23 protein-coding genes and 1 riboswitch are annotated in these 24,187 nt (G+C 64.5%); of the genes, 9 read left to right on the forward strand and 14 right to left on the reverse strand.

Going from position 1 to position 24,187, the window contains the following annotated elements; all coding sequences use genetic code 11:
• Positions 1–44 precede the first annotated feature (44 nt).
• On the reverse strand, positions 45–242 hold the full coding sequence (gene thiS / locus BLR80_RS07020; RefSeq protein WP_092077845.1) for a sulfur carrier protein ThiS: 198 nt from the start codon (positions 240–242) through the stop codon (positions 45–47).
• A complete protein-coding gene (gene thiF / locus BLR80_RS07025; protein WP_171906352.1) occupies positions 239–901 on the reverse strand; it encodes a sulfur carrier protein ThiS adenylyltransferase ThiF in 663 nt (220 codons plus the stop codon). The genes thiS and thiF overlap by 4 nt, the downstream gene beginning before the upstream one ends.
• 129 nt (positions 902–1,030) lie before the next feature.
• Positions 1,031–1,132: riboswitch (TPP riboswitch) on the reverse strand.
• A 204-nt stretch (positions 1,133–1,336) separates the two neighbouring features.
• On the opposite strand from thiF, the gene BLR80_RS07030 reads away from it, so the two are divergent.
• From BLR80_RS07030 to lhgO, 3 genes are all read left to right on the forward strand, one after another.
• Positions 1,337–1,651, forward strand: coding sequence for a hypothetical protein (locus BLR80_RS07030; RefSeq protein WP_092077851.1), 315 nt, complete (start codon positions 1,337–1,339; stop codon positions 1,649–1,651).
• Positions 1,652–1,744: 93 nt separating this feature from the next.
• The gene (locus BLR80_RS07035) at positions 1,745–1,939 is read left to right on the forward strand and encodes a MerR family transcriptional regulator (RefSeq protein ID WP_092077854.1); all 195 of its coding nucleotides are present in this window, start codon (positions 1,745–1,747) and stop codon (positions 1,937–1,939) included.
• A gap of 17 nt (positions 1,940–1,956) precedes the next feature.
• The gene (gene lhgO, locus BLR80_RS07040; protein ID WP_092077857.1) at positions 1,957–3,180 is read left to right on the forward strand and encodes an L-2-hydroxyglutarate oxidase; all 1,224 of its coding nucleotides are present in this window, start codon (positions 1,957–1,959) and stop codon (positions 3,178–3,180) included.
• A gap of 115 nt (positions 3,181–3,295) precedes the next feature.
• Here lhgO and xthA read toward each other — a convergent pair whose 3' ends face one another.
• The 4 genes from xthA to BLR80_RS07060 all read right to left on the reverse strand — a co-directional run bounded on the left by xthA (position 3,296) and on the right by BLR80_RS07060 (position 6,120).
• On the reverse strand, positions 3,296–4,129 hold the full coding sequence (gene xthA, locus BLR80_RS07045; RefSeq protein WP_092077860.1) for an exodeoxyribonuclease III: 834 nt from the start codon (positions 4,127–4,129) through the stop codon (positions 3,296–3,298).
• Positions 4,126–5,289, reverse strand: coding sequence for an iron-containing alcohol dehydrogenase (locus BLR80_RS07050; protein WP_092077863.1), 1,164 nt, complete (start codon positions 5,287–5,289; stop codon positions 4,126–4,128). Before BLR80_RS07050 ends, xthA begins: the two co-directional genes overlap by 4 nt.
• A 216-nt stretch (positions 5,290–5,505) precedes the next feature.
• On the reverse strand, positions 5,506–5,823 hold the full coding sequence (locus BLR80_RS07055) for a DUF167 domain-containing protein (RefSeq protein WP_092077866.1): 318 nt from the start codon (positions 5,821–5,823) through the stop codon (positions 5,506–5,508).
• Between the two features lie 3 nt (positions 5,824–5,826).
• Positions 5,827–6,120, reverse strand: a complete 294-nt coding sequence (locus BLR80_RS07060) for a YggT family protein (RefSeq protein WP_092077868.1) — start codon at positions 6,118–6,120, stop codon at positions 5,827–5,829.
• Between the two features lie 314 nt (positions 6,121–6,434).
• On the opposite strand from BLR80_RS07060, the gene BLR80_RS07065 reads away from it, so the two are divergent.
• From BLR80_RS07065 to BLR80_RS07075, 3 genes are all read left to right on the forward strand, one after another.
• A complete protein-coding gene (locus BLR80_RS07065) occupies positions 6,435–10,199 on the forward strand; it encodes an EAL domain-containing protein (RefSeq protein WP_092077871.1) in 3,765 nt (1,254 codons plus the stop codon).
• A 51-nt stretch (positions 10,200–10,250) separates the two neighbouring features.
• The gene (locus tag BLR80_RS07070; RefSeq protein WP_245691395.1) at positions 10,251–12,515 is read left to right on the forward strand and encodes a heavy metal translocating P-type ATPase; all 2,265 of its coding nucleotides are present in this window, start codon (positions 10,251–10,253) and stop codon (positions 12,513–12,515) included.
• Between the two features lie 125 nt (positions 12,516–12,640).
• Positions 12,641–13,702 (forward strand): 3-deoxy-7-phosphoheptulonate synthase, encoded by a 1,062-nt coding sequence (locus BLR80_RS07075; RefSeq protein WP_092077874.1) that lies wholly within the window; start codon positions 12,641–12,643, stop codon positions 13,700–13,702.
• 81 nt (positions 13,703–13,783) lie between these two features.
• Here the strand turns inward: BLR80_RS07075 and BLR80_RS07080 are convergent, their stop codons facing one another.
• Genes BLR80_RS07080 through BLR80_RS12920 form a run of 5 tightly spaced genes read right to left on the reverse strand, consistent with a single transcriptional unit; the run spans position 13,784 to position 17,252 of the window.
• The gene (locus BLR80_RS07080; RefSeq protein ID WP_092077877.1) at positions 13,784–14,140 is read right to left on the reverse strand and encodes a DUF4870 family protein; all 357 of its coding nucleotides are present in this window, start codon (positions 14,138–14,140) and stop codon (positions 13,784–13,786) included.
• Positions 14,137–14,490, reverse strand: a complete 354-nt coding sequence (locus BLR80_RS07085) for a hypothetical protein (protein WP_092077880.1) — start codon at positions 14,488–14,490, stop codon at positions 14,137–14,139. The genes BLR80_RS07080 and BLR80_RS07085 overlap by 4 nt, the downstream gene beginning before the upstream one ends.
• A gap of 36 nt (positions 14,491–14,526) precedes the next feature.
• Complete coding sequence (locus tag BLR80_RS07090; protein WP_092077883.1) at positions 14,527–15,096, reverse strand: LemA family protein; 570 nt, start codon at positions 15,094–15,096, stop codon at positions 14,527–14,529.
• A gap of 34 nt (positions 15,097–15,130) precedes the next feature.
• Positions 15,131–17,098, reverse strand: a complete 1,968-nt coding sequence (locus BLR80_RS07095) for a GIDE domain-containing protein (protein ID WP_092077886.1) — start codon at positions 17,096–17,098, stop codon at positions 15,131–15,133.
• Complete coding sequence (locus tag BLR80_RS12920) at positions 17,082–17,252, reverse strand: hypothetical protein (RefSeq protein ID WP_171906353.1); 171 nt, start codon at positions 17,250–17,252, stop codon at positions 17,082–17,084. The genes BLR80_RS07095 and BLR80_RS12920 overlap by 17 nt, the downstream gene beginning before the upstream one ends.
• 282 nt (positions 17,253–17,534) lie before the next feature.
• Between BLR80_RS12920 and BLR80_RS07100 the strand changes: the two genes are divergently transcribed.
• The gene (locus tag BLR80_RS07100) at positions 17,535–18,857 is read left to right on the forward strand and encodes a hypothetical protein (protein ID WP_092077889.1); all 1,323 of its coding nucleotides are present in this window, start codon (positions 17,535–17,537) and stop codon (positions 18,855–18,857) included.
• Between the two features lie 24 nt (positions 18,858–18,881).
• Here the strand turns inward: BLR80_RS07100 and BLR80_RS07105 are convergent, their stop codons facing one another.
• Positions 18,882–19,736, reverse strand: a complete 855-nt coding sequence (locus tag BLR80_RS07105; protein ID WP_092077892.1) for an EamA family transporter — start codon at positions 19,734–19,736, stop codon at positions 18,882–18,884.
• Positions 19,733–21,247 carry a sensor domain-containing diguanylate cyclase gene (locus BLR80_RS07110; protein WP_171906354.1) on the reverse strand — a complete coding sequence of 505 codons (1,515 nt, stop codon included), beginning with the start codon at positions 21,245–21,247 and terminating at the stop codon, positions 19,733–19,735. Before BLR80_RS07110 ends, BLR80_RS07105 begins: the two co-directional genes overlap by 4 nt.
• Before the next feature lie 291 nt (positions 21,248–21,538).
• Between BLR80_RS07110 and BLR80_RS07115 the strand changes: the two genes are divergently transcribed.
• Both BLR80_RS07115 and folD read left to right on the forward strand, forming a co-directional pair.
• On the forward strand, positions 21,539–21,775 hold the full coding sequence (locus tag BLR80_RS07115) for an FmdB family zinc ribbon protein (protein WP_092077898.1): 237 nt from the start codon (positions 21,539–21,541) through the stop codon (positions 21,773–21,775).
• A 152-nt stretch (positions 21,776–21,927) separates the two neighbouring features.
• Positions 21,928–22,776 carry a bifunctional methylenetetrahydrofolate dehydrogenase/methenyltetrahydrofolate cyclohydrolase FolD gene (gene folD / locus BLR80_RS07120; RefSeq protein WP_092077900.1) on the forward strand — a complete coding sequence of 283 codons (849 nt, stop codon included), beginning with the start codon at positions 21,928–21,930 and terminating at the stop codon, positions 22,774–22,776.
• Between the two features lie 359 nt (positions 22,777–23,135).
• Here folD and BLR80_RS07125 read toward each other — a convergent pair whose 3' ends face one another.
• On the reverse strand, positions 23,136–24,050 hold the full coding sequence (locus BLR80_RS07125) for an energy transducer TonB (RefSeq protein WP_092077903.1): 915 nt from the start codon (positions 24,048–24,050) through the stop codon (positions 23,136–23,138).
• Positions 24,051–24,187 lie beyond the last annotated feature (137 nt).

Below are 24,187 nucleotides of genomic sequence, written 5' to 3' on the forward strand. Positions count from 1 at the left end.
GGATCAGGGGTGACGTGGCCGGGAATCAATCAGCGCACCGGTCCTTAGCCGCCACCGACGAAACGGACGATTTCGAGGCGGTCGCCTTCGGCCAGGCCGGTGGCGCTGTACTGGTCAGCACGGAGAATCCGGCCGTTGTGTTCGATGGCGACGCGGGCGGGGTCGATTTGCAGTTCTGCCAGCAGGGCGGCCAGATCGGTAGCCATGATGGCACGCGCGGCGCCGTTGATGGTCAGGTTCATGGTGAACAATCCTCCACGGGGTCGAGGCCCAGCAGCAGACGGACGACCGCCTGGGCCTGGTGATGGGCGGCAATGCCGACGCGGCTGGCATAGAGGCTGCCGCAGGTCTCGACGGCGCTGTGGCCGTCGCCGCACAGGTAGAAGTGGCCGAAGGGCCGCCGCGTGACGATCTGATTGGCCGGGCCGCAACCGGCCATGCCGGAGGCTCCTACCAGAGGTCGCTGGGGGCAGGCGGCCAGCCAGGTGCTGGTCAGGTCGGCTTTGGCGACCGGATCGTCGAAGGCCTCCACCAGAATGTCGACCGTGCCGAACAGCTCCAGCAGGTTGGCAGCTGAGACCCGCAGCGGCTGGGCGATGATGCGCACGCCGGGATGAATGCGTTGCAGATTGGCGCGCAGCGCTTCCACCTTGGGCAGGCCGATCTGGTCGATGAAATACTGCTGGCGCCCCAGATTGACCGCCTCGACCCGGTCGAAATCGGCCACGATCAGGGTGCCGATGCCCAGCCGCGCCAGGGCCGCCGCGATGACTGAACCCAACCCGCCGGCACCGGCCAGGCCAACGGTAGCACTTTTGAAGCGCTGCACGGCGCTGGCGCCATGGCGGGCAATCAGCAGCTGATCAAGTTCGCTGGCGCTGACGGACGACGCTGTGGACACGGGCAGGATTTCCTTGCAAGTAGAGGGTGCGGGGCGTTGCGACGAACAAGACCGGCGGGAGGGATCAAACGGAAACAGGCCGCGCATGCGACCTGTCGTGGGAAACGTAAGAGGCAACCGGAAGGTTCCGGTTTGTGTGCGCCGCTTCCCTACGCCGGTATGATCCGGATCAGGTTCAAAGGGTCGTCCTTTACAGGACTCTCAGTTGCGAAAACTCCCCCAGGGCATTCGTCTGTGCGGTCAAGACGTTAGCAGCCCCCCGGCGGGGCGTCAACCGATTTTATCGGCCGGTCGCAGCACTCGCGCCGCTTTTTGCCGGCTTCGGCCGATTGCGCATTGTCAGCGACAATGGCTTGGGCATACTATGGCGACCTGTTCCGTCATCAGCCAGAAGAGAACCCGCGGGGCCGGCCCGCGCAGGAAGGAGAGGATGTCATGAGTATTTCCGAACGCTACCGTCAGCTGGTCGACGAGGTGCGCACACTGCTGAGTCAGTTGCAGCAGGACGCCCCGGAGGAACAGGCGCTGACCGTGTTGCACAAGGCGGTGGCCACCTTGGCCGACCAGCACGAACGGGTGGGGGAGATCCCGCGGGCGCGCATTGATGCCGAACTGTCGCCGGTGCTGCTGACGGCCCACAACCTGTTCGATCGCAGCCGTCTGCTGCTGGAAAAAGACGATCAGGCGCCCGCCGCCGAGCGGGTGTGGGAGGTGCAGCGCAAGATCTATCGCTTGCTGAACGATCTGTAACCAAACGCGTGATAAACGGCTAGGGGCGATATCACGCATTCCGGTTTTGCCTGTCGGCGGGCTGGGTTGGCCCGCCCAACGAAGGAGGACGCCATGGCGCTGGGAAAAAGCTGGTATGAGGTGGATGCTGCCGCGGAACGTTACGGCATCGGCCGGGCGCAGCTGCTGTTCTGGGTGGAGGAAGGCCTGGTGCGCTGCGAACGCGAACAGGGCAGGGTGGTGCGGGTACAGATTGATGATGTGCGTTTGCAGGTGGAGCAGCGGCTGCAACAGGCTGCGCAGGATTGATGGACGCAGGAGGAACTATGGCGCGGCAAGTCGAGGAATTCTATGATGTCGCCGTCATTGGTGCCGGCATTGTCGGGGCTGCCACCGCGCGCGAGCTGACGCGTCAGGCGCCGGGCTGCCGCGTGCTGCTGCTGGAGAAGGAGGCCGGCGTCGCCCGCCACCAGACCGGCAACAACAGTGGCGTCATTCATTCGGGACTGTATTACCGGCCCGGTTCCCTCAAGGCGCGCAACTGTGCCGCCGGCCGCGACGCCCTTTATGCCTTCTGCGCCGAACAGGGCATCTGTCACGAGCGCTGCGGCAAGATCGTGGTCGCCACCAGCGAGGGCGAGCTGGCGGCGCTCGACGAGCTGCAGCGGCGTGGTGTCGCCAACGGCTTAAGTGGCATCGAACGGCTCGATGCGGCCGGCCTGCGGGCCCATGAGCCGGCGGTGGTTGGGATTGCCGGACTGTTTGTACCCCAGACCGGCATTGTCGACTTTGTCGCCGTGACCGAGGCGCTGGTGCGCCAGCTGCGGGGTGCTGGCGGCCGCCTGCAGACCGACGCCGAGGTGCGGCGGGTCAGGCGCACGGCGGCGGGTTTTGACCTGACCACCACGGCGGGCTGTTTCCGGGCGCGTTTTGTGGTCAATTGTGGCGGTCTGCAGTCGGACCGGCTGGCGCGGCTGTGTGGTGTTGAGCCGGGTCTGCGTATTGTGCCCTTTCGTGGCGAATACGCCGTGCTGCGGCCCGAGCGGCGTTCACTGGTGCGTCACCTGATCTACCCGGTACCCGATCCGGCCTTCCCCTTTCTCGGGGTGCACTATACCCGCAGGGTCGATGGCGCGGTCGAGGCGGGCCCCAATGCGGTGCTGGCCTTCAAGCGCGAAGGCTACCGCTGGTGTGACTGTGATGCTCGAGACCTGCTTGAAACCCTCAGTTATCCGGGGTTTCTGCGTTTGGCGGCGCGGTTCTGGCGCGTCGGCCTGCTGGAATACCGCCGTTCTCTGCTGAAACCCTATCTGCTGCGTGATCTGCGTAAACTGCTGCCGGGGCTGACTGCGGCCGATTTGTGTCCCGGCGGTGCTGGAGTACGCGCCCAGGCGGTCAGTGCCGAGGGCCAGCTGCTGGATGATTTCCGTATTCTGTCAGCCGACGGCATGGTGCATGTGCTTAACGCGCCTTCGCCGGCGGCCACCGCTTCCCTCAGTATCGGTGCCCAGGTGGCTGAAACGGCCCTGCGCCACTTTGGTGAGGGTTGAGCAGGCCCTTCACCCGAAGCACAGTGCTCGCAACAACAACGGGGCCGTCGCAGTTCGCTGCGGCGGCCCCGTTGTTGTTGCGGACAGCAGAGGAATTCGGTGGCGGGTGGAGCGTTCAGTTGCCCTGCAGGGCAAAATCGGCCCACACCGGACAATGATCGGAGGGTCTGGCCAGGGCGCGGATGTCCTGATCGATGCCGCTGGCCTGGCACAGCCGCTGCAGCGCCGGGCTGGCCAGAATCAGATCGATGCGCAGGCCGCGGCGGGGCTGCAGTTCGAAACCGCGACTGCGGTAGTCGTACCAGCTGTAGTCACCCTGCTGCTGCGGATGGCACAGCCGGTAGCTGTCCTGCAGGCCCCAGTCCAGCAGCAGCCCGAGCCAGTCGCGCTCCTCCGGCAGAAAACCGCTTTTGCCGGTGCGCAGCCAGCGCTTTTCGTTGTCGGCGCCGATGCCAACATCGGCAGCGGCCGGCGCCACATTCATGTCGCCCACCACCGCCAGCAGCTCGCGGGCGGGATCGTACTGCTGTAGCAGGTCGCGCAGGTCACGGTAGAACTGCTCTTTGGCGGGGAACTTGACCGGGTGGTCGCGGCCCTCGCCCTGGGGAAAGTAGCCGTTGATGACCGTCAGGCAGTTCTGGCCCTCGGCCGTGCTGACATCGTAGCGCGCCCGGATCAGGCGGCATTGGGCCTCGGCTCCATCGGCGGGCAGGCCGCACTGCCATTCCAGTGGCGGCTGGCGCGACAGCAGCGCCACGCCATAGTGGCCTTTCTGGCCGTGAAAGCAGACCTGGTAGCCCAGTGCCTCGATGGCAGCGCGGGGAAATTCGCTGTCGTGTACCTTGGTTTCCTGCAGGGCAATGATGTCCGGCTGATGCCGTGCCACCAGAGCTTCGAGCTGATGCAGACGGGCGCGCAGGCCGTTGACGTTGAAGCTGACCAGTCTCATGCGGCACGCTGCAGAATGTTGGCGATGACCTCGGCGCTGTAGGCCGGCATGCGCCATTTCTGTGCCAGCATCACGGCGTTGGCGGCAATGGCCGGGATGTCGTTGGCCGGGATGCCAGCCTCGCTCAGGGTTACCGGACTGCCGATGGCGCCGAACCAGTCCTTCAGGCCACGGGCGGCGGCAAGAGCGCACTGGCGATCATCGCTGAGCTGACAGCCCAGCACCTCGCGGGCGAAACGGGCGAACTTGGCCGGGTGCTGGTCGGCCTGCCAGGCCATCCAGGCCGGCAGGACAATCGCCAGGCCGGCGCCGTGGGCGATATCGTAGAGGGCGCTGAGGGAGTGCTCAATCATGTGATTGGGGAACTGGTAGGCGCCGATACCGGCCGTCGACAGGCCGTTGAGGGCCCAGGTAGCGGCCCACATCATGGTGGCCCGGGCCTCGGCGTGAGCCGGTTGGGCCAGGATCTGTTCGGTGCTTTCCATGATGGTTTTGACCAGACCCTCGACAAAACGGTCCTGCAGTGGCGTGACCGGGTCGGGGCTGGTAAAATAGCCTTCAAGCAGGTGCGAGATGGCGTCTACGGCCGAATAGGCCGTGTAGTCGGCCGGCACCGTCCAGGTCAGCACCGGGTCGAGAATCGACACCCGCGGAAACAGGTGCGGCGAACTAAGATTGAATTTCTGCTGTGTTTCCTCGTTGGTGATCACGCCACCGCTGTTCATCTCCGAGCCGGTGGCGGCCAGGGTCAGCACGGTGACCAGCGGCAGGGCCTGCTGCACCGTTGCCCGGTCGCTGAAGAAATCCCACAGATCGCCGTCATAGCAGGCGCCGGCGGCGATGGCCTTGGCTTCGTCGAGCACGCTGCCGCCACCGACGGCCAGAATCAGATCGACCTGGCTGGCCTTGGCTTTGTCAACCCCGGCGCGGCTGTGCGACAGCACCGGATTCGACTTGACACCGCCATGGTCGATCCAGCTGACGCCCGCCTGTTGCAGGGCGCTGGTGACGCGACTGTACAGGCCGCTGCGGTGGATGCTGTCGCGGCCATAGACCAGCAGGGCCGTGCGGCCATGGCGGGCGACGGTTTTACCAACCCGGTCGACACTGCCGGCGCCGAAGATGATCTGGGTGGGGTTGTGAAAGACGAAGGGTTGCATGGCGGACTCCTTGTGTGTGCAGGGGGCTGTGACCTGTCCGTGCGGGAGAGACGCGGCCAGCAGGCGGTTGAAAAGCAGCCGTGCTGGAGCCCAGGGATGGGCGACCAAAATCAATCATTGCTCCGTAATGGACTGATTTTGTGAGCAAGACGAAAAAGCGCCTTTTCGGCTGGCGTCGTTGAAAAAGTTCCAGAAGGAACTTTCCCAAAGATCCGGTTAAACGTCGAGGGCCTGTTGCAGGCGCTGCTGTACCTCGGCCAGGCTGCAGCCGTCGATCTGCAGCCGTTTGTGGCGGCTGCTGTGACCGCTGACCAGGCTGACGGCGCTTTTGGCGCAGCCGAGCAGCTTGGCCAGGTAATCACAGCACAGCTTGTTGGCGGCACCGTCCACCGGCGGCGAGGTCAGGCGCAGCTTGAGTTCGTCGCCCTGCAGGCCGCAGAGAGCGTTTTTGCTGGCGCGCGGTTGCACCAACACGGCCAGTTGTACGCCGCCGGCCACCACGCGCAGGCAGCAGCTCAGATCGGGCGCCGGCATCAATCAGAAGCTATAGGCCAGCTGCACCAGCAGGGCATGCAGCAGGCGCTGGGCAAAGGAAAGCGCCAGCAGCAACACCAGCGGCGAGAAGTCGATACCTCCGAACTGCAGCGGAATCCAGCGCTGCACGCGGTAAAGCACCGGATCGGTGGCGCGATGGATAAAGCGCACCAGCGGATTGTAAGGATCGGGATTGACCCAGGACAGCACGGCCCGGGCGACGATGAGCAGGATGAACAGGGTGAAGGCCAGATCGGCCAGACCGGCCAGGGCCAGAAAAAGTTCGCGCAGAATCATCGGAAGCTTTCCTTCAGGACAGACGTCAGCAGAACGGCGGAACGTTTCCGCCGGCAGGCTCCTGTTATACCCAGCCGTTGCTGGCGCTGTCAAATCCTTCGGGACAGCCGGCGAATCTGGCGACGACGAGATAGAATTATTTGAAGATATGCACCTTTGAATGGTTAACTTTTTAACGGACGTTTAATAGTTTTGCCGTTGTCGCTGGCCATGACGCATGGTACAAGCCATTAATCCGACCAAATCACATAAGATTGCCGGTCCGGCAGCATGGCTGCCGGCCAGAGCCCCTGTTCGCTGAAGGATAAGCGCCGGTGAACCTGAAGATTCCGCAACGCCGTCAACGGGCCAACAGCCTCAAACTTAAAATCAGTTTGCCGGTCGCCCTGCTGACCGCCGTTCTGCTGACGCTGACCGGCTATAGCCTGTTCGGTCTGTTTCGCCAGGAGCTTGAAAAAACCATCGAACGCCAGCAGGGCACCCTGGTGGGGTCGCTGGCGGCCCAGATTGATGACCGGCTGCTGGCCTTCACCGGCTATCTGCGGCATGTGGCGGCCCAGACCGATACCCAGGTTCTGCTGACGCCGGCGGCCGCAGCCCGTTTTCTCGAACAACAATCCGGCGGTCAGCTGCTGTTTGGCGCTGGTCTGGCGCTGTTTGATGCCCAGGGCTCCCTGGTGGCCGTGAGTCAGACCCGGCCCTGTCGCTGTCTGAGCTCCGAGCGCCTGCGGCAGCTGCTCGAAACCGCCCTGCAATCACGTCAGCCGCAGATGTCCGATTTTGTCCTTTCACAGGAAAACAGCAGGACGGAGCCAAGGGTTCTGTATGTCTTTCCTTTGCTGCGCCAGGGCCGGGTGGTTGGCGCGCTGGGGGGCAGTCTGGTGCTGTTCGGGCCGGGGCTGCTCAACTACCTGCAGGCCTTCGACACCGGCGCCGGCAGCTACCTGAGTCTGAGTGATGGCCGCCAGATGCTGCGCCTTTCGACGCAGGAGGGCTGGTTGCAGATTCAGCCGCTGCCGCCCCACCAGCGTACCCTGCGGCGCAAGGCGCTGGTGGAACGTAGTCTGACCCTGGAGCAGACGGATGAACAGGATGCGCCGCTGCTCAGTTCGGTGCAGCGGCTGCAACAGGTCGACTGGGCACTGGCTGTGCACCAGCCGCTGGCCGAGGCCTATGCGCCGCTGCAACCGCTGCGCCAGCAACTGCTGGTGGCGGTGGCGGGCAAGATCGCGCTGGCCGCCGTGGCGGTCTGGCTGCTGATGCGCCAACTGATGCGGCCCCTGTCGCAGCTGACGGCCCGCATTGCTGCCGTGGCTGAAACCGAAGAGCAGCAAGCCGGCCCGGCCGCCGATGTTGGCGAGGAACGGGTGGCGGGCGATGAGCTGGCGGTGCTGCAACGCAGCTTCGATCTGATGCTGCAGCGTATCGGCCAGCACCGTCAGGCGCTGGAGGAGCAACTGCAGCAGTTGCAGACCCTGATCGACGCCATACCCAACCCGGTGTTCTATGTTGATGATCGGGGCTGTTTTATCGGCTGCAACCAGGCCTTCGAAATCGTTTTTGGCCATCCGCGCGCGGAACTGGTCGGAACGGCCCTGACCGGGGTGCTGCCAGCGGAACTGGCCGCCATCGTGTGTGGCCGTTGCAATCAGCCCGACAGCCTGCACAGCAGCGAACAGCAGCTGCTGTTCGCCGATGGCCGGGAACATCCCGTGCTGTTCTCCGCGGCCGCTTTCAGCCGCGCTGGCCAGGCCTGTCACGGTGTGGTCGGTGCCCTGGTTGATATCAGTGCCCGCCGCCGCGCCGAGGAGCAACTGCGCAAGCTCGGTCTGGCGGTGGAGCAGAATCCCAATGCCATTATCGTCACCGATATCCAGGGGACCATCGAGTACGTCAATCCCAGTTTCTGTCATCTGACCGGCTACAGTCAGGAGGAGGCCATCGGCCAGAACCCGCGCATTCTCAACGCCGGCAGCGCGCCCAGGGAATACTTCCAGACCCTGTGGCACACCATTCTGGCGGGTCATGACTGGCGTGGTGAACTGCGCAACCGCAAAAAAACCGGCGAGCTGTTCTGGCAGCACGCGCTGATCTCGCCATTGAAGAACAGCCGGGGGGACATCACCCACTTTATCGCCATCATGGAGGATATCACCGCCCGCAAGCGGGCTGAGCGGCGTGAACAGCTTACCGGCCGGGTGCTGGCGCTGCTGTCGCTGCCCAATGAGCGCACCGACAAGATTCACGATATTCTCGAACTGATCCGTGATTTTTCCGGCTGCGCCAGCGTCGGCCTGCGGCTGCGCGAGGCCAACCAGTCTTTTCCCTATTACCAGAGTGTCGGGAAGAAACCGGACGGGCAGGAGTGTCCGCTGCTGCCGCTGGCGGATGAAACCCTGGCGGAGTCGGTAGCGCCCGGCGCCAGCGATTCCCTCTGCAGCCGGATTCTGCAGGGCCTGCCACAGGGCGTGCCGGTCGATGGCTGTTTCACCGCCGCCGGCAGTTTCTGGACTAATCCGATGAGTCACTGCCTGCCGCTGGCCGACAGTGGCCTGTGCCGCGAGCAGCACTGTCACTGCCAGCAGGCGCGCTCGATGGCGCTGATTCCGTTGCGGCTGGAGGATGAGGTGATCGGCCTGCTGCAGTTGCTCGACGCCGATGAACGCAAGATCAGTCGTGATCTGGTGGAGTTTCTTGAATCCATTGCCAGCAGCATCGCCATTGCCTTTGAACACCGCCAGGTGACCGAGCAGCTGCAGGAGCGGGAAAACCGGCTTGATTACCTGCGGTTTCACGATAGCCTGACCGGGCTGCCCAACCGCCAGTATCTGCGCCAGCAGTTGCGTCAGGCGCTGGCGCGGACGCGGCGCTCGGGTCAGCCGGGAGCGGTATTGCTGCTTGATCTTGACCGCTTTAAAACCGTCAACGATTCCCTTGGTCATGATCTGGGTGACCGGTTGCTGCGTGAGATCGCGGCCCGCCTGCGCACCAACCTGCGCGAAAACGATGTGCTGGCGCGCATTGGTGGCGACGAATTCGCCATCCTGTTCGAAGGTCTGCGCGACGGTCAGCAGGTGGCGCGGCGGGTCGAGGTGCTGATGGAACAACTGACCCGGGCGTTGTGCATCGCCGATTTCGAGCTCTATGTCACCGCCAGCATCGGCATCAGCCTGTTTCCCAACGACAGTAATGAAATCGAAGGGTTGCTGCAGGCGGCCGAGGTGGCCATGTATCGTGCCAAGCAGACCGGTCGCAACCGCTACCAGTTCTACCGGACCGAAATGAACCCCCGCACCCGGGATCTGTTGCTGCTTGAAGGGCAGTTGCGCCAGGCGCTGGAAAAAGAGCAGTTCGTGCTGTATTACCAGCCCAAGATTGATCTGCTCAGTGGCCGGGTGGCCGGCGCCGAAGCCCTGCTGCGTTGGCAGCATCCCGAGCGCGGTATGGTGTCGCCGGCCGATTTTATTCCGCTGGCCGAGGAGACCGGCCTGATCGTTCCCATTGGCGACTGGGTGCTGCGGCAGGCCTGCCGCCAGCTGCACCAGTGGCAACAGGCCGGTTTGCCACTGCGGCTGGCCGTCAATCTGTCGGGCCGCCAGTTCCAGCAGGAGCAGCTGCTTGACTGGCTTGACGCGGTGCTGGCCGACTGCGGCGCCACGCCGGAATCGCTGGAGCTGGAGATCACCGAAAGTGTCGCCATGCACAGTGTGGAAAACAGCATCGCCATTCTGGGTGCCATTCGCCAGCGTGGTCTGCGTCTGGCCATTGACGATTTTGGCACCGGCTATTCCTCGCTGAGCTACCTTAAACGTTTCCCCATCAACTGCCTCAAGATTGACCAGTCCTTTATTCGCACCCTCGACAGTGATGCCAATGATGGCACCATCGCCGATTCGGTGATCGCCCTGGCCCGCGCCATGGAGTTGCAGGTGGTGGCCGAGGGTATCGAAAAGCCGGAACATCTGCAGTTTCTGCAGCAGCGCGGCTGTCATGAAGGGCAGGGTTATCTGTTCGCCCGGCCGCTGCCATTGGCCGAATTCGAGGATTTTGTCGCCAACTGGCCGGGCTTGCCTGCATAGGAGCAACGGGTGGAGAAGTGTGCGCAGCCCCTGCGAAAGACATCCCGGACTGTGCCACTGGTCGAACTGCTGATTGAGGGCATGCACTGCGCCAGCTGCGTGCAGCGGGTGGAGCAGGCTTTGCGCGCGCTGCCGGGCGTCACGGCGGTTTCGGTCAATCTTGCCACCGGCCGGGCGCAGGTGCGGCTGACAGCGGCTGGCGTACCGGTTGCCGAACTGGTAGCGGCGCTGACACGGGCCGGGTTCGCCGCCGAAGAGGTCAGTGACGCGGCTTTGGCGCAGCAGCACCAGCAGCAGGCGGCCGAGCAGGAGGTGCGCCAGCTGCGCCGCTCGATGGTGCTGGCCCTGGCCCTGACGCTGCCTCTGGTGGTGCTGGAGATGGGGGGCCACTTTGTGCCGCCGTTTCATCACTGGCTGCTGCGGCATCTGGGACCGCAGCCGCTGTTTATGCTGCTGGGCTGCCTGGCGACGCTGGTGCTGTTCGGACCGGGCTGGCGTTTTCACCGGTTGGGCTGGCCGGCGCTGCTGCGCGGCGTGCCCGACATGAACGCTCTGGTGGTGCTGGGCACCTCTGCAGCCTGGGGCTATTCGCTGGTGGCCACCCAGGCGCCCGGCCTGTTGCCTGCCGGTCAGGCGGTGGTGTACTACGAGGCCGCTGCGGTGATCGTCAGTCTGATTCTGGTTGGCCGTTATCTGGAAGCGGTGGCAAGGGGACGCACCGGCGCCGCCATCCGCCGGTTGCTGGGGTTGCAGGCCAAGTCGGCCCACCGCCTGACGGAAGCTGGCGAGGAGGAGGTGCCGCTGGAGCAGGTGCGGGTCGGTGATCTGCTGCGGGTGCGGCCGGGCGAAACCGTGCCGGTGGATGGCGAAGTGATTGAGGGTCGCTCCCACGTTGATGAATCCATGCTCACCGGCGAGCCGTTGCCGGTGGCCAAGGAACCCGGCGCCCAGGTGGTGGGCGGCACGTTGAACACCCAGGGCAGCTTCTGTCTGCGCGCCACCCGGGTTGGCGCCGACAGCCTGCTGGCGCAGATTGTGCGCCTGGTGCAGCAGGCCCAGAGCAGTCGGCTGCCGATTCAGGCGCTGGTTGACCGGGTCATTCGCCTGTTTGTGCCGGCGGTGCTGCTGGTGGCGCTGCTCACCTTTGGTGCCTGGCTGCTGTGGGGCAACGGTCTCAGCCAGGCCTTGGTCCATGCCGTGGCGGTGTTGATCGTCGCTTGCCCCTGCGCCATGGGCCTGGCCACACCGACCTCCATTCTGGTGGGCACCGGCCGGGCGGCCGAGTTGGGCATTCTGTTTCGCAAGGGCGATGCCCTGCAGCAGCTGTGCGCCGCCCGTCTGGTGGTGTTCGACAAAACCGGTACCCTTACCCGTGGCCGACCCGAGTTGACCGACGTGCAGCTGGCCGCCGGCGTCGAACGCGGGCCGCTGCTGCAGCAGATCGCCAGTGTCGAGGCCCTGTCGGAACATCCCATCGGCCAGGCGTTGGTGCGCGCCGCGCAGGAACAGGGTCTGCCGCTGCTGGCGGTGACGGAGTTTGTCGCCGAGCCCGGTTTCGGCGTTACCGGCCGGGTGGCCGGTTGTCAGCTGCGGATCGGCACCGAACGCTATCTGCGGCCTCTTGGTCTGGATCTGTCCTCCTTCGCCGTGGTGGCCGCGCGCCTGGCCGGTGAGGGTAAGACGCCGCTCTATGCCGCTGTCGATGACCGGCCGGTCGCGGTGCTGGCCGTGGCCGACGCCCTCAAGGACAGCACTCCGGCGGCTCTGCAGGCCCTGCGGCAGGCCGGTATCGGGTTGGCGCTGCTGACCGGCGATCAGCAGCGCACGGCCCAGGCCATTGCCGATCGCCTTGGTATCGGTGAACTGCGGGCCCAGCTGTTGCCGGCCGACAAGGTTGACGTCCTGCGCCAATGGCAGGCCCGTCAGCGGCCGCTGGTGTTTGTTGGCGACGGCATCAACGATGCTCCGGCGCTGGCTCAGGCCGATGTCGGCATCGCCATCGGCAGCGGTACCGATGTGGCCATCGAGGCGGCCGAGGTGGTGCTGCTGACCGGCGATCTGCGTCAGGTGGTGACCGCCATCGCCCTGTCACGTGCCACCCTGGCCAATATCCGCCAGAATCTGGTCTGGGCCTTCGGCTACAATGTGCTGCTGATTCCCCTGGCCGCCGGTCTGTTCCAGCCGCTGCTTGGTCTGCAGTTGTCGCCGGTGCTGGCGGCCCTGGCCATGACGGCATCAAGTCTGTGTGTACTGACCAACGCCCTGCGCCTGCGGCGCTTTCGGCCGGTGCCGCTTGGTGATCAAACCGCCGGTTGACGGCGTCAACAATCGCACCTGCCGTCGTGCCCCGCTTTTGACATTCGCCGCCCAAGCGGCTACAGTGCCGTGGTTATCTGTTCGCCCGGCTGTCCCGTCCCGTCTTCCAGCAGAAGGTACGCCCCATGTTCCGCACCAACAATCTCAATATCAAAGGCTTTGTCGAGGTTATCGCTCCGGCTGATCTTAAGCAGGTGTTCCCCCAGTCTGAAGCCGCATCGGAATTTGTCGCCCGCTCACGCCGCCAGGTGATCGATATTCTGGAAAACCGCGACCCCCGCCTGATGGTTGTCGTCGGCCCCTGCTCCATTCATGATCCCCAGGCCGCTCTCGACTATGCCCGCCGGCTGGCGCGCCTGAGCCACGAACTGCAGGATCAGCTGCTGCTGGTGATGCGTGTCTATTTCGAAAAACCGCGCACCACCGTCGGCTGGAAGGGTCTGATCAACGACCCCGACCTGAATGGCACCCATCAGATCTCCAAGGGGCTGGGCGTGGCTCGCCAGCTGTTCTGCGCCATCACCGATCTGAAGCTGGCCATCGCCACCGAGATGCTCGATACCATCACGCCGCAGTATTTCGCCGACCTGATCAGCTGGGGCGCCATCGGCGCACGCACCACCGAATCGCAGCCCCACCGCGAGATGTCCAGCGGCCTGTCCTTCCCCGTCGGCTTCAAGAACAGTACCGACGGCAACCTGCGCATTGCCATGGATGCCATGAGCGCCGCCGCGCACTCGCACAGCTTTCTCGGCATCAACCGCACCGGCCGCATCTCCATTGTGCAGACCAGTGGCAATCCCCATGTCCATATCGTGCTGCGCGGCGGTAGCGCCGGACCGAATTACCAACGCCAGGCCATTGCCGAAACCGAAGCCGAACTGGCCAAACGCCAGCTGTCCGGCGCCATTATGGTCGATTGCAGCCACGCCAATTCCAACAAGGATCACCGCCGCCAGCCGCAGGTGGCCCAGGAAGTGGTCGATCAGATCGCCGCCGGCAACCGCTCCATCCGCGCCCTGATGATCGAAAGCAATCTGGAAGAAGGCAGCCAGCCCGTCGGTGACCCCTGCAGTCTGCGCTATGGCGTGTCCATCACCGACAAATGCATCGACTGGGCCACCACCGAACCCCTGCTGCGCGACATCTATGCCCGCCTGGCCGAACTGGGCGGCCGGCCACTGTAGCCGTTGTTCACCAGATTCTGGATACAAAAAAGGGACCCATTGCGGTCCCTTTTTTTGTCGGCATTGCGCTTCGCTGGGCGGTTACAGCAGCCAGCGGTGCGGATTGGTCAGCGGCGCGCCGTTGCCGAGCTGTTTCAGGCCGGTGATGCAGCGGATGATCAGCCAGAGGGTGGCGAACAGCAGCACGAAATAGCCGATCAGCACCGGAGTGAGCAGACCGCCGATGAAGAGGTAGAGCAGGCCGATCCAGAAGGTGCGGATCTGAAAGTGGTAATGGCTGCGCAGCCAGTCGGGTGCATCGCTGCGGTAGACGTAGGCGATGATCAAGCCGATGATGGCGGTAAGGCCGAAAACCAGTCCGATCAGATACAGAATGTAGACGATTTTTGCCGGTCCGCTGCCGTTGGCGGGCTGGGGTGGCAGCACGGTGACGCTCATTGCGGCCGCTGCGCTGCGCTGGTGGTGGCCGGAAAACTGGCGGCGATTTTGTCTTTGGCGGCCTGCAGTTCCTGCGCCAGCCGCTGGCGGCCGGCTTCGCTCAGTTGCAGGTTGCCATCGGCGGTGGTTTGCAGATACTGCTGTTTCTCCAGCAGGTCGAGGGTTTTGCCGAGGGTCAGCTTGACCTTTTCCGGTGGCGTCGGGTCGCCGACCATTTCGGCGAAGCGGGCCGCCAGTTCGGTGTTGCGGGGGTTGATCAGCTGCTTGCGGCTGAAGGGGGCATCGCTGGCGATCTTGCTCAGCAGCAGAAAGACGACGGTCTGCCAGCGCGGGCTGGGGTTGATGGCCATGAAGCGGGTCTCCTGAAGAGGGTTCGGGGGTTTGAGTTACGGACGCTGGAACTGAATGGCGACATCGGCGCGGTGGGCGGGGTCAATCTTCCACAGCCGGCGGTCGCTGAAACGGAACTGGCGGGCGATCAGCAGATCGGGGAACTGGGCGATGCGGATGTTGTAGAGGTTGACGTGTTCGTTGAACAGTTCGCGCCGGTCGGCAATCTGGTTTTCCAGCTCGCTGATGCGCTGGCTCAGGCCACGGAACAGGCTGTCGGCCTTGAGGTCGGGATAGCGTTCCACCACGGCGAAGAGGGAGCGCAGGGTGTCGCTGAGCAGATTCTGGGCCTGCTGCTGGGCCTGTTCACCGCGGGCGCTGGCCACCTGGGAGCGGGCCTGGATGACGGCTTCAAGGGTGTCGCGTTCGTGTTCCATGTAGCGCTGGCACACCTCGACCAGTTTGGGCAGTTCGTCGAACCGCTGCTTGAGGAGGATATCGATGTTGCTCCAGGCCTTGTCGCAGTCATTGTGCATGCGCACCAGGCCGTTGTAGATCAGGATGGCGTAGCCGATCAGGGCCAGCACTGCCAGCAGCACTAGCGCCAGTACGATTGTTGTGATCATGGTCAGGACTCCTGTTGATAAGAGGGTGCGGCCATCAGCAACCGGGCCACAGGGTGAAATAGCTGCCGGCCAGCAGCAGAGCCCAGACGGCCAGCGCCACGCCGACGAGCAGCAGCAGGACGAAGCTGAGGCCATAGCCGCGACCAAGCTCGGTTTCGGACAGCTGCTCGGCAATGAGAAAGGGTTGCCAGCGCCCCGGTGGCCGGCCGACCCAGGTTTCGGCTTCGGCTTCGCGGTCGGGCCGCAGTTGCTCCAGCAAGAGTTGACGCTGCTGCTCCTGGCGGGCTTCGTCCCATTCCTGGCTGTCGATCCGGCCATCGCCGTTGCGGTCGTAATCGCGCAGTTTTGCGCGATCCTGTTTGAGGTCGCGCAGGCGCTGACGCAACAGACCCTGCCGGTCGGCGTGCTGCCGGCGGCTGTGAGCGTAGCCCAGCACATAGAGGGGGGCACCGTCGGCGATGATCTCTTCGCGCCATTTTTCATTGTTGGCCAGGCCGGTGGCCAGCGGCAGATGGCTGTTGCCGAAGATCTCCTGGGTCTGACTAGGGCGCAGGCGCGCGCCGGCCGGATCGATACGGATGCTGCCGGTAGCGTCTTCCAGCGCAAAGGGCACGGCCCCGCTGCTGCGGCTGCTGACCAGATCCCAGCCGTTGTCCTTGGCATTGCGCCGGTAGCGCTTCAGACTGTAATAGACGCAGGGTAGCTGCGTCAGTGGCGAAACCAAAGCGTACAGCCGCCGTGCCTGGCCCTGAATCTCGACCCGGCCCATGGCCAGCGAGCGGATGCGGCTGGTGGGCGTGTGGGCGATGCAGTGTTTCAGGTGCAGGGCGCGAAAGGCGCTGATCAGGCACAGCAGCGCCGCGCCAGCGGCCAGCAGGCCGCTGTGCAGCAAGCCGCCCAGCAGCGGGCGCAGCCAGTGGGGTTGTAGCTGGGTCAGCAGCGCGGTCAGGCTGGCAATTGCGAAAACGGCCAGTTGCGCGGGCGCCAACGGCCAGCGCCGCCCGGCCAGGGCGGCGCCTTCAGGCGGGGGTGGCAGGGGTGCCGGAGCGCTGTCCGGCGTTGGCGGATTGGCCGCTGTTTCGCTCGGGGCCGTGGCGGCTGTGTCGCCCAGAGGGGACGGCAGGGTTGCGCCGGCTGCCAGCAGGATGCCGTTTTCTGCCCCGGTCAGAGCGGCGGGCTGTTCGACCGCCGACTGGAGCGCGTTGGCCTGCTCGATGGTCGCCATCAGCTGGCCGTAGCCGGTCAGCGCCTGGGCGTTGCGTTGCAGTTCGGCCTCGTCGGTTGCTGGCAGCTGCAGCGGGTAATCGGGCAGAAAGGCCAGGCCCAGGGTCTGGTGGAGGGATGCGGCCGGGCAGCACTGGCGGATGCGCTGCAGCAGCGCCAGCAGGTTGGCGTTGCGGCTCAAGCTGGCCTGGTCGCCGAGCTGGCGGTGGTCGAAGCTGCCGGGGCGGATGCGCACGGCCCGCAGCAGGGTGCCGCTGGCGTCGCGCCAGTACAGATCCAGCCGCGGCTGATGTTGAAAGATGTCCTTTTCCAGTCGTTGCAGGCTGGCGGCGGCGCTGTCGGCGCCCTGACCGTAGCTGTGGCGGGCCAGCTGGCGCCGCAGATGTGCGGCGACGGCCTGACCGGACAGGTCGGCCACAATCAGCAGCGGCGCGGGATCATCCGCTGTCAGTTCGAAGCGGCCGGCGTCGCAGTGGAACCACAGGCTTTCGTCGCGCTGCTCAAAGGTTTGCAGCGGGCGGGGCGGGCACGCTGGTGGTGACGGTGCCGGCAGCAGCCAGCAGGCCCAGCCGGCATCGGCGAGCAGGGGCGTCAGCGCTTCCAGGGTGTTGCGCGGTCCGCGCGCCAGTTCGGCAATGCCGAGACCTTTGAGACGTTGGCCGCAGCTGTAGGCATCGGGACCACCGGCGGCGGCCAGCTGTCGGCACAGGGCGCTGAGCTGTGGCGCGGCCGGTTGGGCCTGAACGTACAGGCGACAGTCGTCAGCGTTGACAGCCATGGCTGGCTGTGGCGGCTGCCGGCCGGGGCGGCGCGCTGCTGTCGCTGCGGGCGATGTTGCAGCTTTTGACCAGCAGGGCAAAGGCCATCAGGGCCAGCAGCAGCAGGAAAAAGCCCAGATAGTTTTCCGATTTTAAAGGTGCAGAGGGTTTCATGAATCCTGTGGCGTGTTGGAGAAGAAGAAAGTGGTTTGGCGGCACGGCGGCTTGGCACGAAGTTGGCTTCAGCCGGACGGTGTGACCGTCGGATCGCGCCGGACGGGGGACCGAGTGACCAGAGGCTGGCAGGAGGGCGTCCGTTGGCGGTCTGGCCGAGTCAAATGGCGTTACCAGTCTGACAGTGTAAACCAGGAATTGTCACAGCGGCAACCGCTTTCCCGTCGGATTCGGTGGGCGGGTCAACGGAGCGGCCTGGTGTGAGTGGGAGGAAGCCGGACGATGCAGGAGGTGCAGGTGAAACGGGCGGGAAGGGTGCTGGCGGGATTGGTGTTGGCGCTGCTGCTGGGAGTGTCGCCGGCAGCGGCGGTGAACTGGCTGATGCTGCAGGGAGCGGAGCCTGCCGATGCGGATTGGCTGCGGCTGGGCGGTTTTGTGCAGTTGGAATACCACAACGCCGGTGGTGGGCAGCTGCCGGCCGGGCCCTTTGCCGGTCAGCCCCTCGCGGCGGGGCAGGTGGGGCCGTTGCAGCGCTCGTCGGTTGCCACCGAACTGCGCAAGCTGCAGCTGGCGGCGCGCGGCCGGTTGCACCCATCACTGAACTACAGCCTTAAAACCATCAGCGGTGACAACGGCGCCAGCCGCATTGACGGCGGCAATCGCCTGCGTCTGATCGAAGCCAGCCTGACCTGGCGATTGCCGCTGGGCCCCTATCTGCGGCTGGGGCTGTTCAAGCCGCCCGGCGCCGAAGAGATCAGCGGTTTTTCTCCGCCCAACCAGTATGTCAATCTGACCAATGGCGCCAACCTGTTGTTGCAGGAACGTTTTTTTCGTGAGGATGGCAGCGATCCGCAGTTCGCCAATGAACCCGGTATCTGTGGCTGCTGTCGCGATCTGGGGCTGCTGCTGTTTGATGCCCAGCGGCTGGCCGACTGGGAATGGAGTTATGGTGCTGCCCTGACCCAGGGCTATGGTCTGCGGCTGAATGACCCCAATGACCACCCCGATCTGTATCTGTATCTGGCTCTCGAACGGTTGTGGGGGGAACGAAAGGGAATGCAGCGGCTGGGTTGGAAGCTGTTTGGCTGGTGGCAGGAGGGCCGCCGTGATCTGACTGATGGTTTGACAGGGCGGACGCAGGATTACCGCCGCTGCCGTTTCGGTGGTGGGACGGCGCTGCAGACGGATCGCTTGCGGCTGGTGGCGGAGATCATCAAGGCGAAGGGGATGATCGAGTTCGGCACCGATGGCAGCGCCCTGGCGGGCAGTCGCAGTAATGATGGCCGATGGGTTGCCAGTTACAACGTGTTGCCGCGTGATCAGGCCCTGGCCTGGTCGCTGGATGCCGGTTGGCGGCTGTGGCGCGGCCTGTGGCTTGATGGTCGTTATGACCGTCTCGATCTGGCCACCGAGATTACCGGGGAGCGGGAGCTGCGCACCTGGACGGCGGGGTTGAGCTGGCGCATGCCCAGCGGCCTGCAGCTCAAGTGCAATTACGAATGGCGGGAGGGGCGGGCGCCCCATCAGCCGCGGCAGTCGGCTGTTAACCAGATTCTGGCCGAGTTGCCCAACCGCCTGTCGTGTCAGCTGCTTTACCTGTTCTGAGGCTCTGTGGCCGGTGCAGCGGTGTCAGCGGCTGGCGCGTCGCTCCAGCACCAGGGCCAGCAGCAGCAGAGCGAAACCCACCAGCAGCCGCGGTCCGTTGAGCGGCTCGCCGAACAGCAGGCCGGAACAGAGCACTGCCAGCGGAATCTTCAGATTGTTGCTCACCGCCAGCACCCCGGCTGTCACCTGTCGCGCGCCTCGGTTCCAGCCAAAGAAGCATAGCCCCGAAGCCAGCACGCCCAGATAGAGCAGCACCAGCAGTTGCTGCGGCAGCAAACGGGTCAGCTGCGGCCAGCTGCCGGCCTGGCTGACCAGTGGCGCCGTGACCAGACAGGCGCCGCCATAGAGCAGGGCGAACAGTTGATGATCGTGGCCGGACCAGCCGGTCAGCAGTCGGCGGTAGGCGATCTGGCCAAAGGCGAAGCAGAGATTGGCCCCCTGGACCAGGGCGAAGCCGCGCAGAAAACTGCCTGACCCTGTACTGCCCAGCCCCTGATACAGCACCAGCGCGGCTCCGGCGCAGGCCAGCACGGCGGTAAGCCAGAAGCGGCGGTGCAATGTGCGACTGGCCAGGTCGTGAAACAGGGTGACATACAGGGGGGTAAAGATGGTGAACAGGGCCACCTCGTAGGCGTGCAGCAGCTTGAAGGCGGCGGTGTAGCTGCTGTACATCAGACCGTACTGAATGGCGCCGATGACCAGCAGTTGCAGCTGAAAGCGTGGTGGCAGCAGGGCGGGACGGTAGAACGGCAGAAAGACCAGCAGTGCCAGCGCCAGGCGAATAAAGGCCACCAGGTTGGGATCAAGGCCGGTCAGCTGGCCCTTGATCAGACCGAAGGAAAAGGCCCAGACCAGCGAAACGAGCAGCAGCAGGGTCACGAGGCTGTGGCCGGGCGGGCGCGGCAGACACGGTTCTTGCCCTCGGTTTTGGCGCGGTACATGGCGTGGTCGGCCAACTGGATGAGCCGGTTTTTGTCGGCGGTGGCGCTGCTGTGCACCAGTCCGATGCTGGCGGTAACCTGCAGTTCCTGCCCCTGCCAGGGACAGCGGCAGGCCGCAATGTGGTGCCGCAACCGTTCGGCAGTGACCTCGGCTTCGGCCAGGTCGGTCTGGGGCAGCAATACGGCGAATTCCTCACCGCCGTAACGCACCAGCAGGTCGGTATCACGCAGGCTCAGGGAGGCTACCCGGGCAATCTGCTGCAGCACCAGATCGCCGGCCTGGTGGCCGTGGCGATCGTTGACCTGCTTGAATTCGTCGAGATCGAGCAGAATCAGGCTGAAATGGTTACCGTAGCGGGCCGCGCGGGCCAGCTCGCGATCAAAGTGATCGTGAAAGTAGCGCAGGTTGTACAGGCCGGTGAGACTGTCCTGAAACGCCAGCCGGCTCAGCTCGGTGTTGACGGCATGCAGGCGTTCGGTCTGACGCAGCAGGTCCTGCTGTTGCAGGCGGGCGTCGTCAAGCAGCTGGCGTTTGCACAGATTGAGCTGACTGAGATGCTGGTTGGCCTCCTGCAGCAGCTCCTCGGCGGTCTTCATCTGGTCGGCGGGAATCTCGAAGAAGCTCAGGGTGCGCACGCTGTTGCGGAAGATCTGCTGCAGCAACCGGTCGATGTCGTTTTCAGACAGCCCCTGCTGCTGCAGGGTTTCCCGCAGGGCCTGCAGCTTCGGTCCTGCCGGCTTGCCGTGCAGCACGGCAGCGATACGATCACCCAACTGGATGGCGAGGGCAGCATCGCGCCAGAGGGCCGGGGCCGTGTCGGGCTGATGATGGTGCCGGATGGGTTCGGTGATGGCCGCTGGCAGGTGCCAGCTGTGCAGCAGCTCGGCGCCGAGCTGGCAATGACCGAAACCGAAACGCTCCTTCTCCTCCTGGCTCAGCGGCAGGCGGCGGTGGATGCGGCCATCGAACAGGGCGGCGTAGTCCGGCACCAGACCGAAGGCGACCAGAATGCCGATATCGTGCAGCAGGCCGGCGATGAACAGATTATCATTACGGCTGAGACATTGACGGCCGATCAGGTCGGCGGCAACGGCAGCGGTGATTGAACGTTTCCAGAAATAGGTAAAATCGAAACCGTTGTGGCAGGAATGGGCCCGCAGTGACTGTACCAGCAGAAACGACAGGGCAATATTGGTGACCTGCAGGCTGCCCAGACGGGTCAGCGCCGTTGCAATGCTGTCGACATTGGCCTTGGGCGAGAACAGCGGCGAGTTGGCCACCCGCAGTACCCGCGCGGTCAGGGCCGGGTCGGCGGTGATGATGCGGCTGAGCTGGTTGAAGTCAACTTCGTCGGCGCTGACCACCTCAAGAATGCGCAAGGCGATGGCTGGTGGGGTCGGCAGGCGGACGCTGTCGTTGCGCTGGAGAATGTCATCGAGCAGGGTCAAGGCGCGTTCCTTCGAGGGGGCCTGAAAACGACAAAACACTTTAGCATGATCAGGGGACGCTTTCCAGTGCCCGAAGCCCGTGCTGCAGGCAAAAAAGCGCCTTCTGTCCTGCTCTTGACAAAGCGCAAGCGGATGATTACCGTAGCGGCGGTTTTAGCAGCCCTGAAGGCCGATACCTGGCCGCCGCCGTGTTTCGCCCGTCTTTGACGCACGTGGCACCCGAGGCCATGCCGCGCCCGGTTCGTTCTATATCACTCGATCGTTAGCATTCCGTTTTGCAGGAGGTTGTCCATGCCATTGTACGAATATGCCTGTCAGAAATGTGGTCAGATCATCGAGGTGCGCCAGCGTTTCGACGCCGCTCCGCCACAGCATTGCGAAGCCTGTGGCGGCGGCCTGCAGAAACTGATTTCGCGCACCGCTTTTACCCTTAAGGGTGGCGGCTGGTATGACCAGGGTTACTGCTCGGCATCGGGCAGTAAGCCGGCGGCCTGCCCGGCGCCGGCCGCCGGTTCCTGTGGTGGCTGAGGCCCGGCCTAGACGAAGCGTGCCTCGTCCCTGTTCGGCCTGCCCCGCTGCCCTTGGCGGCGGGGTGTTTTTTTGTGTGGTGCGCCACCGGCCCGCAGTCCGTTTCGGCGTTATCGCCCGTCAACGTTATGATCGAAAGAAAGGAATCCCTCATGGCGGCTACCCTGATCGATGGCAAGGCCCTGGCGGCGCGTCTGCGCCAGCAATTGACAACAGAGGTTGAAGAACTGCGTCAGCGGGGTGTTGTGCCCGGTCTGGCGGTGGTGCTGGTGGGCGACGATCCGGCCAGCCGGGTCTATGTGTCGATGAAGGAGAAAGCCTGTGCCCAGGTCGGCATCTTTTCGGCCGAACATCGTCTGCCGGCCGAGACCAGTCAGCAACAGTTGCTTGAGCTGATTGGCCAGCTCAATCAGGATCGGCGCATCGACGGCATTCTGGTGCAACTGCCGCTGCCCGGCCATATTGACGAAAACGCCATCATTGCCGCGATTGATCCGGCCAAGGATGTTGATGGTTTTCACCCGGTGAGTGTCGGCCGCCTGGCCATTGGCCAGCCCGGTTTCCGTAGCTGCACCCCCTTTGGCGTGATGAAGATGCTGGAGGATATCGGCTGCGATCTTAACGGCAAGGAAGTGGTAGTGGTGGGGCGCTCCAACATCGTCGGCAAGCCGGTGGCCCTGATGTGCCTGGCGCAGAATGCCACCGTGACCCTGTGCCATTCGCGCACCCGCGATCTGGCCGCCCATGTTGGTCGCGCCGATGTGGTGATTGCCGCCGTCGGTCGGCCGGAGATGATTCAGGGCGACTGGATCAAGCCCGGCGCCGTGGTCATCGATGTGGGCATCAACCGCCTGGCTGACGGCCGACTGGTGGGCGATGTCGCCTTCGAGGCGGCGGCAGCACGGGCCAGCGCCATCACGCCGGTGCCCGGTGGAGTTGGTCCCATGACCATCACCATGCTGCTTTACAATACGGTCGAGAGTGCCCGCCAGCGCCCCTGAACCCCTAGCAGGCTGTTGAAAAAGTCCCATCCGGGGCTTTTTCAACGACGCAAGCCGAAAATGCGATTTCCGTCTTGCTCACAAAATCAATCCATTACGAAGTAATGATTGATTTTGGTCGCCCGTCCATGGGCTCCAGCAGGTTGTTTTTCAACAGCCTGCTGGAACGCGCTGAACGGAGCGCGGCCTGCTGAAGCTGAGACTGACGGGCAGAGGCAGAAATCATCCTTTTTATGCAGCAGCGATTCCCTGGGTTTCGCTGCTGTTTTTTTTTGTGCGCACCGGGTCACTCGCCGGGCCTTTCGGTCGGGCCACGGCAGGGGGAGCGCCGGTTGCGGCCGAAGGAAGAGCTCAGGGCGTCAGCGGCCGAAGAGGGCGCGGCCATCGCGGGGACCGCCCATCAGACTGTACTCGAAATAGGCCATGATGGTGATTTGGTCACCGGGGTAGCTGGCCGGCAGGGTACCGTAGGGCGCCCCCTTGTAGACTGCGGCGATGGCTTCGCGGTTGAGGCGCTCGTAAGGGGCGCCGTCAACCACCTCGACATCCTCCAGGTTGCCGTCGCGATTGATGATGATTTTCAGCAGGGCACGGCCCTGCTGACCTCGTTCAATGCTTTCCTGAGGATAGTTCCAGACGGCATAGATGCTTTTTCTGAAACGGGCGAAAAAGGAATACAGCAGGTCGTGCTCCATGTTGAGCCAGACCGTTTCGCCGCGGGCCACGTCCGGGCGGGCCTTGACCTGGCTGTCGCGGGCGACGTCGGCCGCCGCCTGCAGGCCGGTGTTGAGCAACTGGTCGAGGCTTGGCAGCGCCGCCGGTTCGGTTTGCGCTGCTACCGCGGTTGTCGGCGCGGCCGGCGGCTGTGGCGGTGGTTGCTGGCGGGCCTGCCGGGTTTGCGGTACGACCGGGGCGACGGGCGGCGGCGTGGTCGCGGCCGGCGGTTGTGGCGCGGTGCTGCTCAGTCGTGGACTGCTGGCCGCGGGCTTCGGGCTGCTGTCTTCAGTGGCCTTGCCCTCTGGCGCCTGCTCGCGCACGACTTGCTGGGCCTCCGGTCCCAGCCGCTTGGTCGGCTGTGTCGGCGGTTGCGGCTGGCGGGGCAGCAGGGTCTCCCGTTCCGGTACCAGCGGCCGCACCTGGACGCGGATGGGTGTCTCTGCGGTCGGCACCGGCTGGAGGCCGGGCCAGAGATACAGCGCCAGCAGGTGCAGCAGCAGCGAGAGCAGCACGAACAGGAACAGCAGCAATGGTGGGCGGTGGGGAAAGGCGGTCATCGTCCTGTAGGTGTGGAGGGGAGAACGGACGCAACGGGCTGTTCCGTTGGCGCACGGGAAACGCGCCCTGACGGGGCGATTGCGGGGTGCGGGCGCCAAGGGGGAGCCAAACGGGCGCCAGTATACGCTATCGGCGC

The sequence above is a fragment of the Desulfuromonas thiophila genome (assembly GCF_900101955.1).
GTDB lineage: Bacteria > Desulfobacterota > Desulfuromonadia > Desulfuromonadales > Desulfuromonadaceae > Pseudodesulfuromonas > Pseudodesulfuromonas thiophila.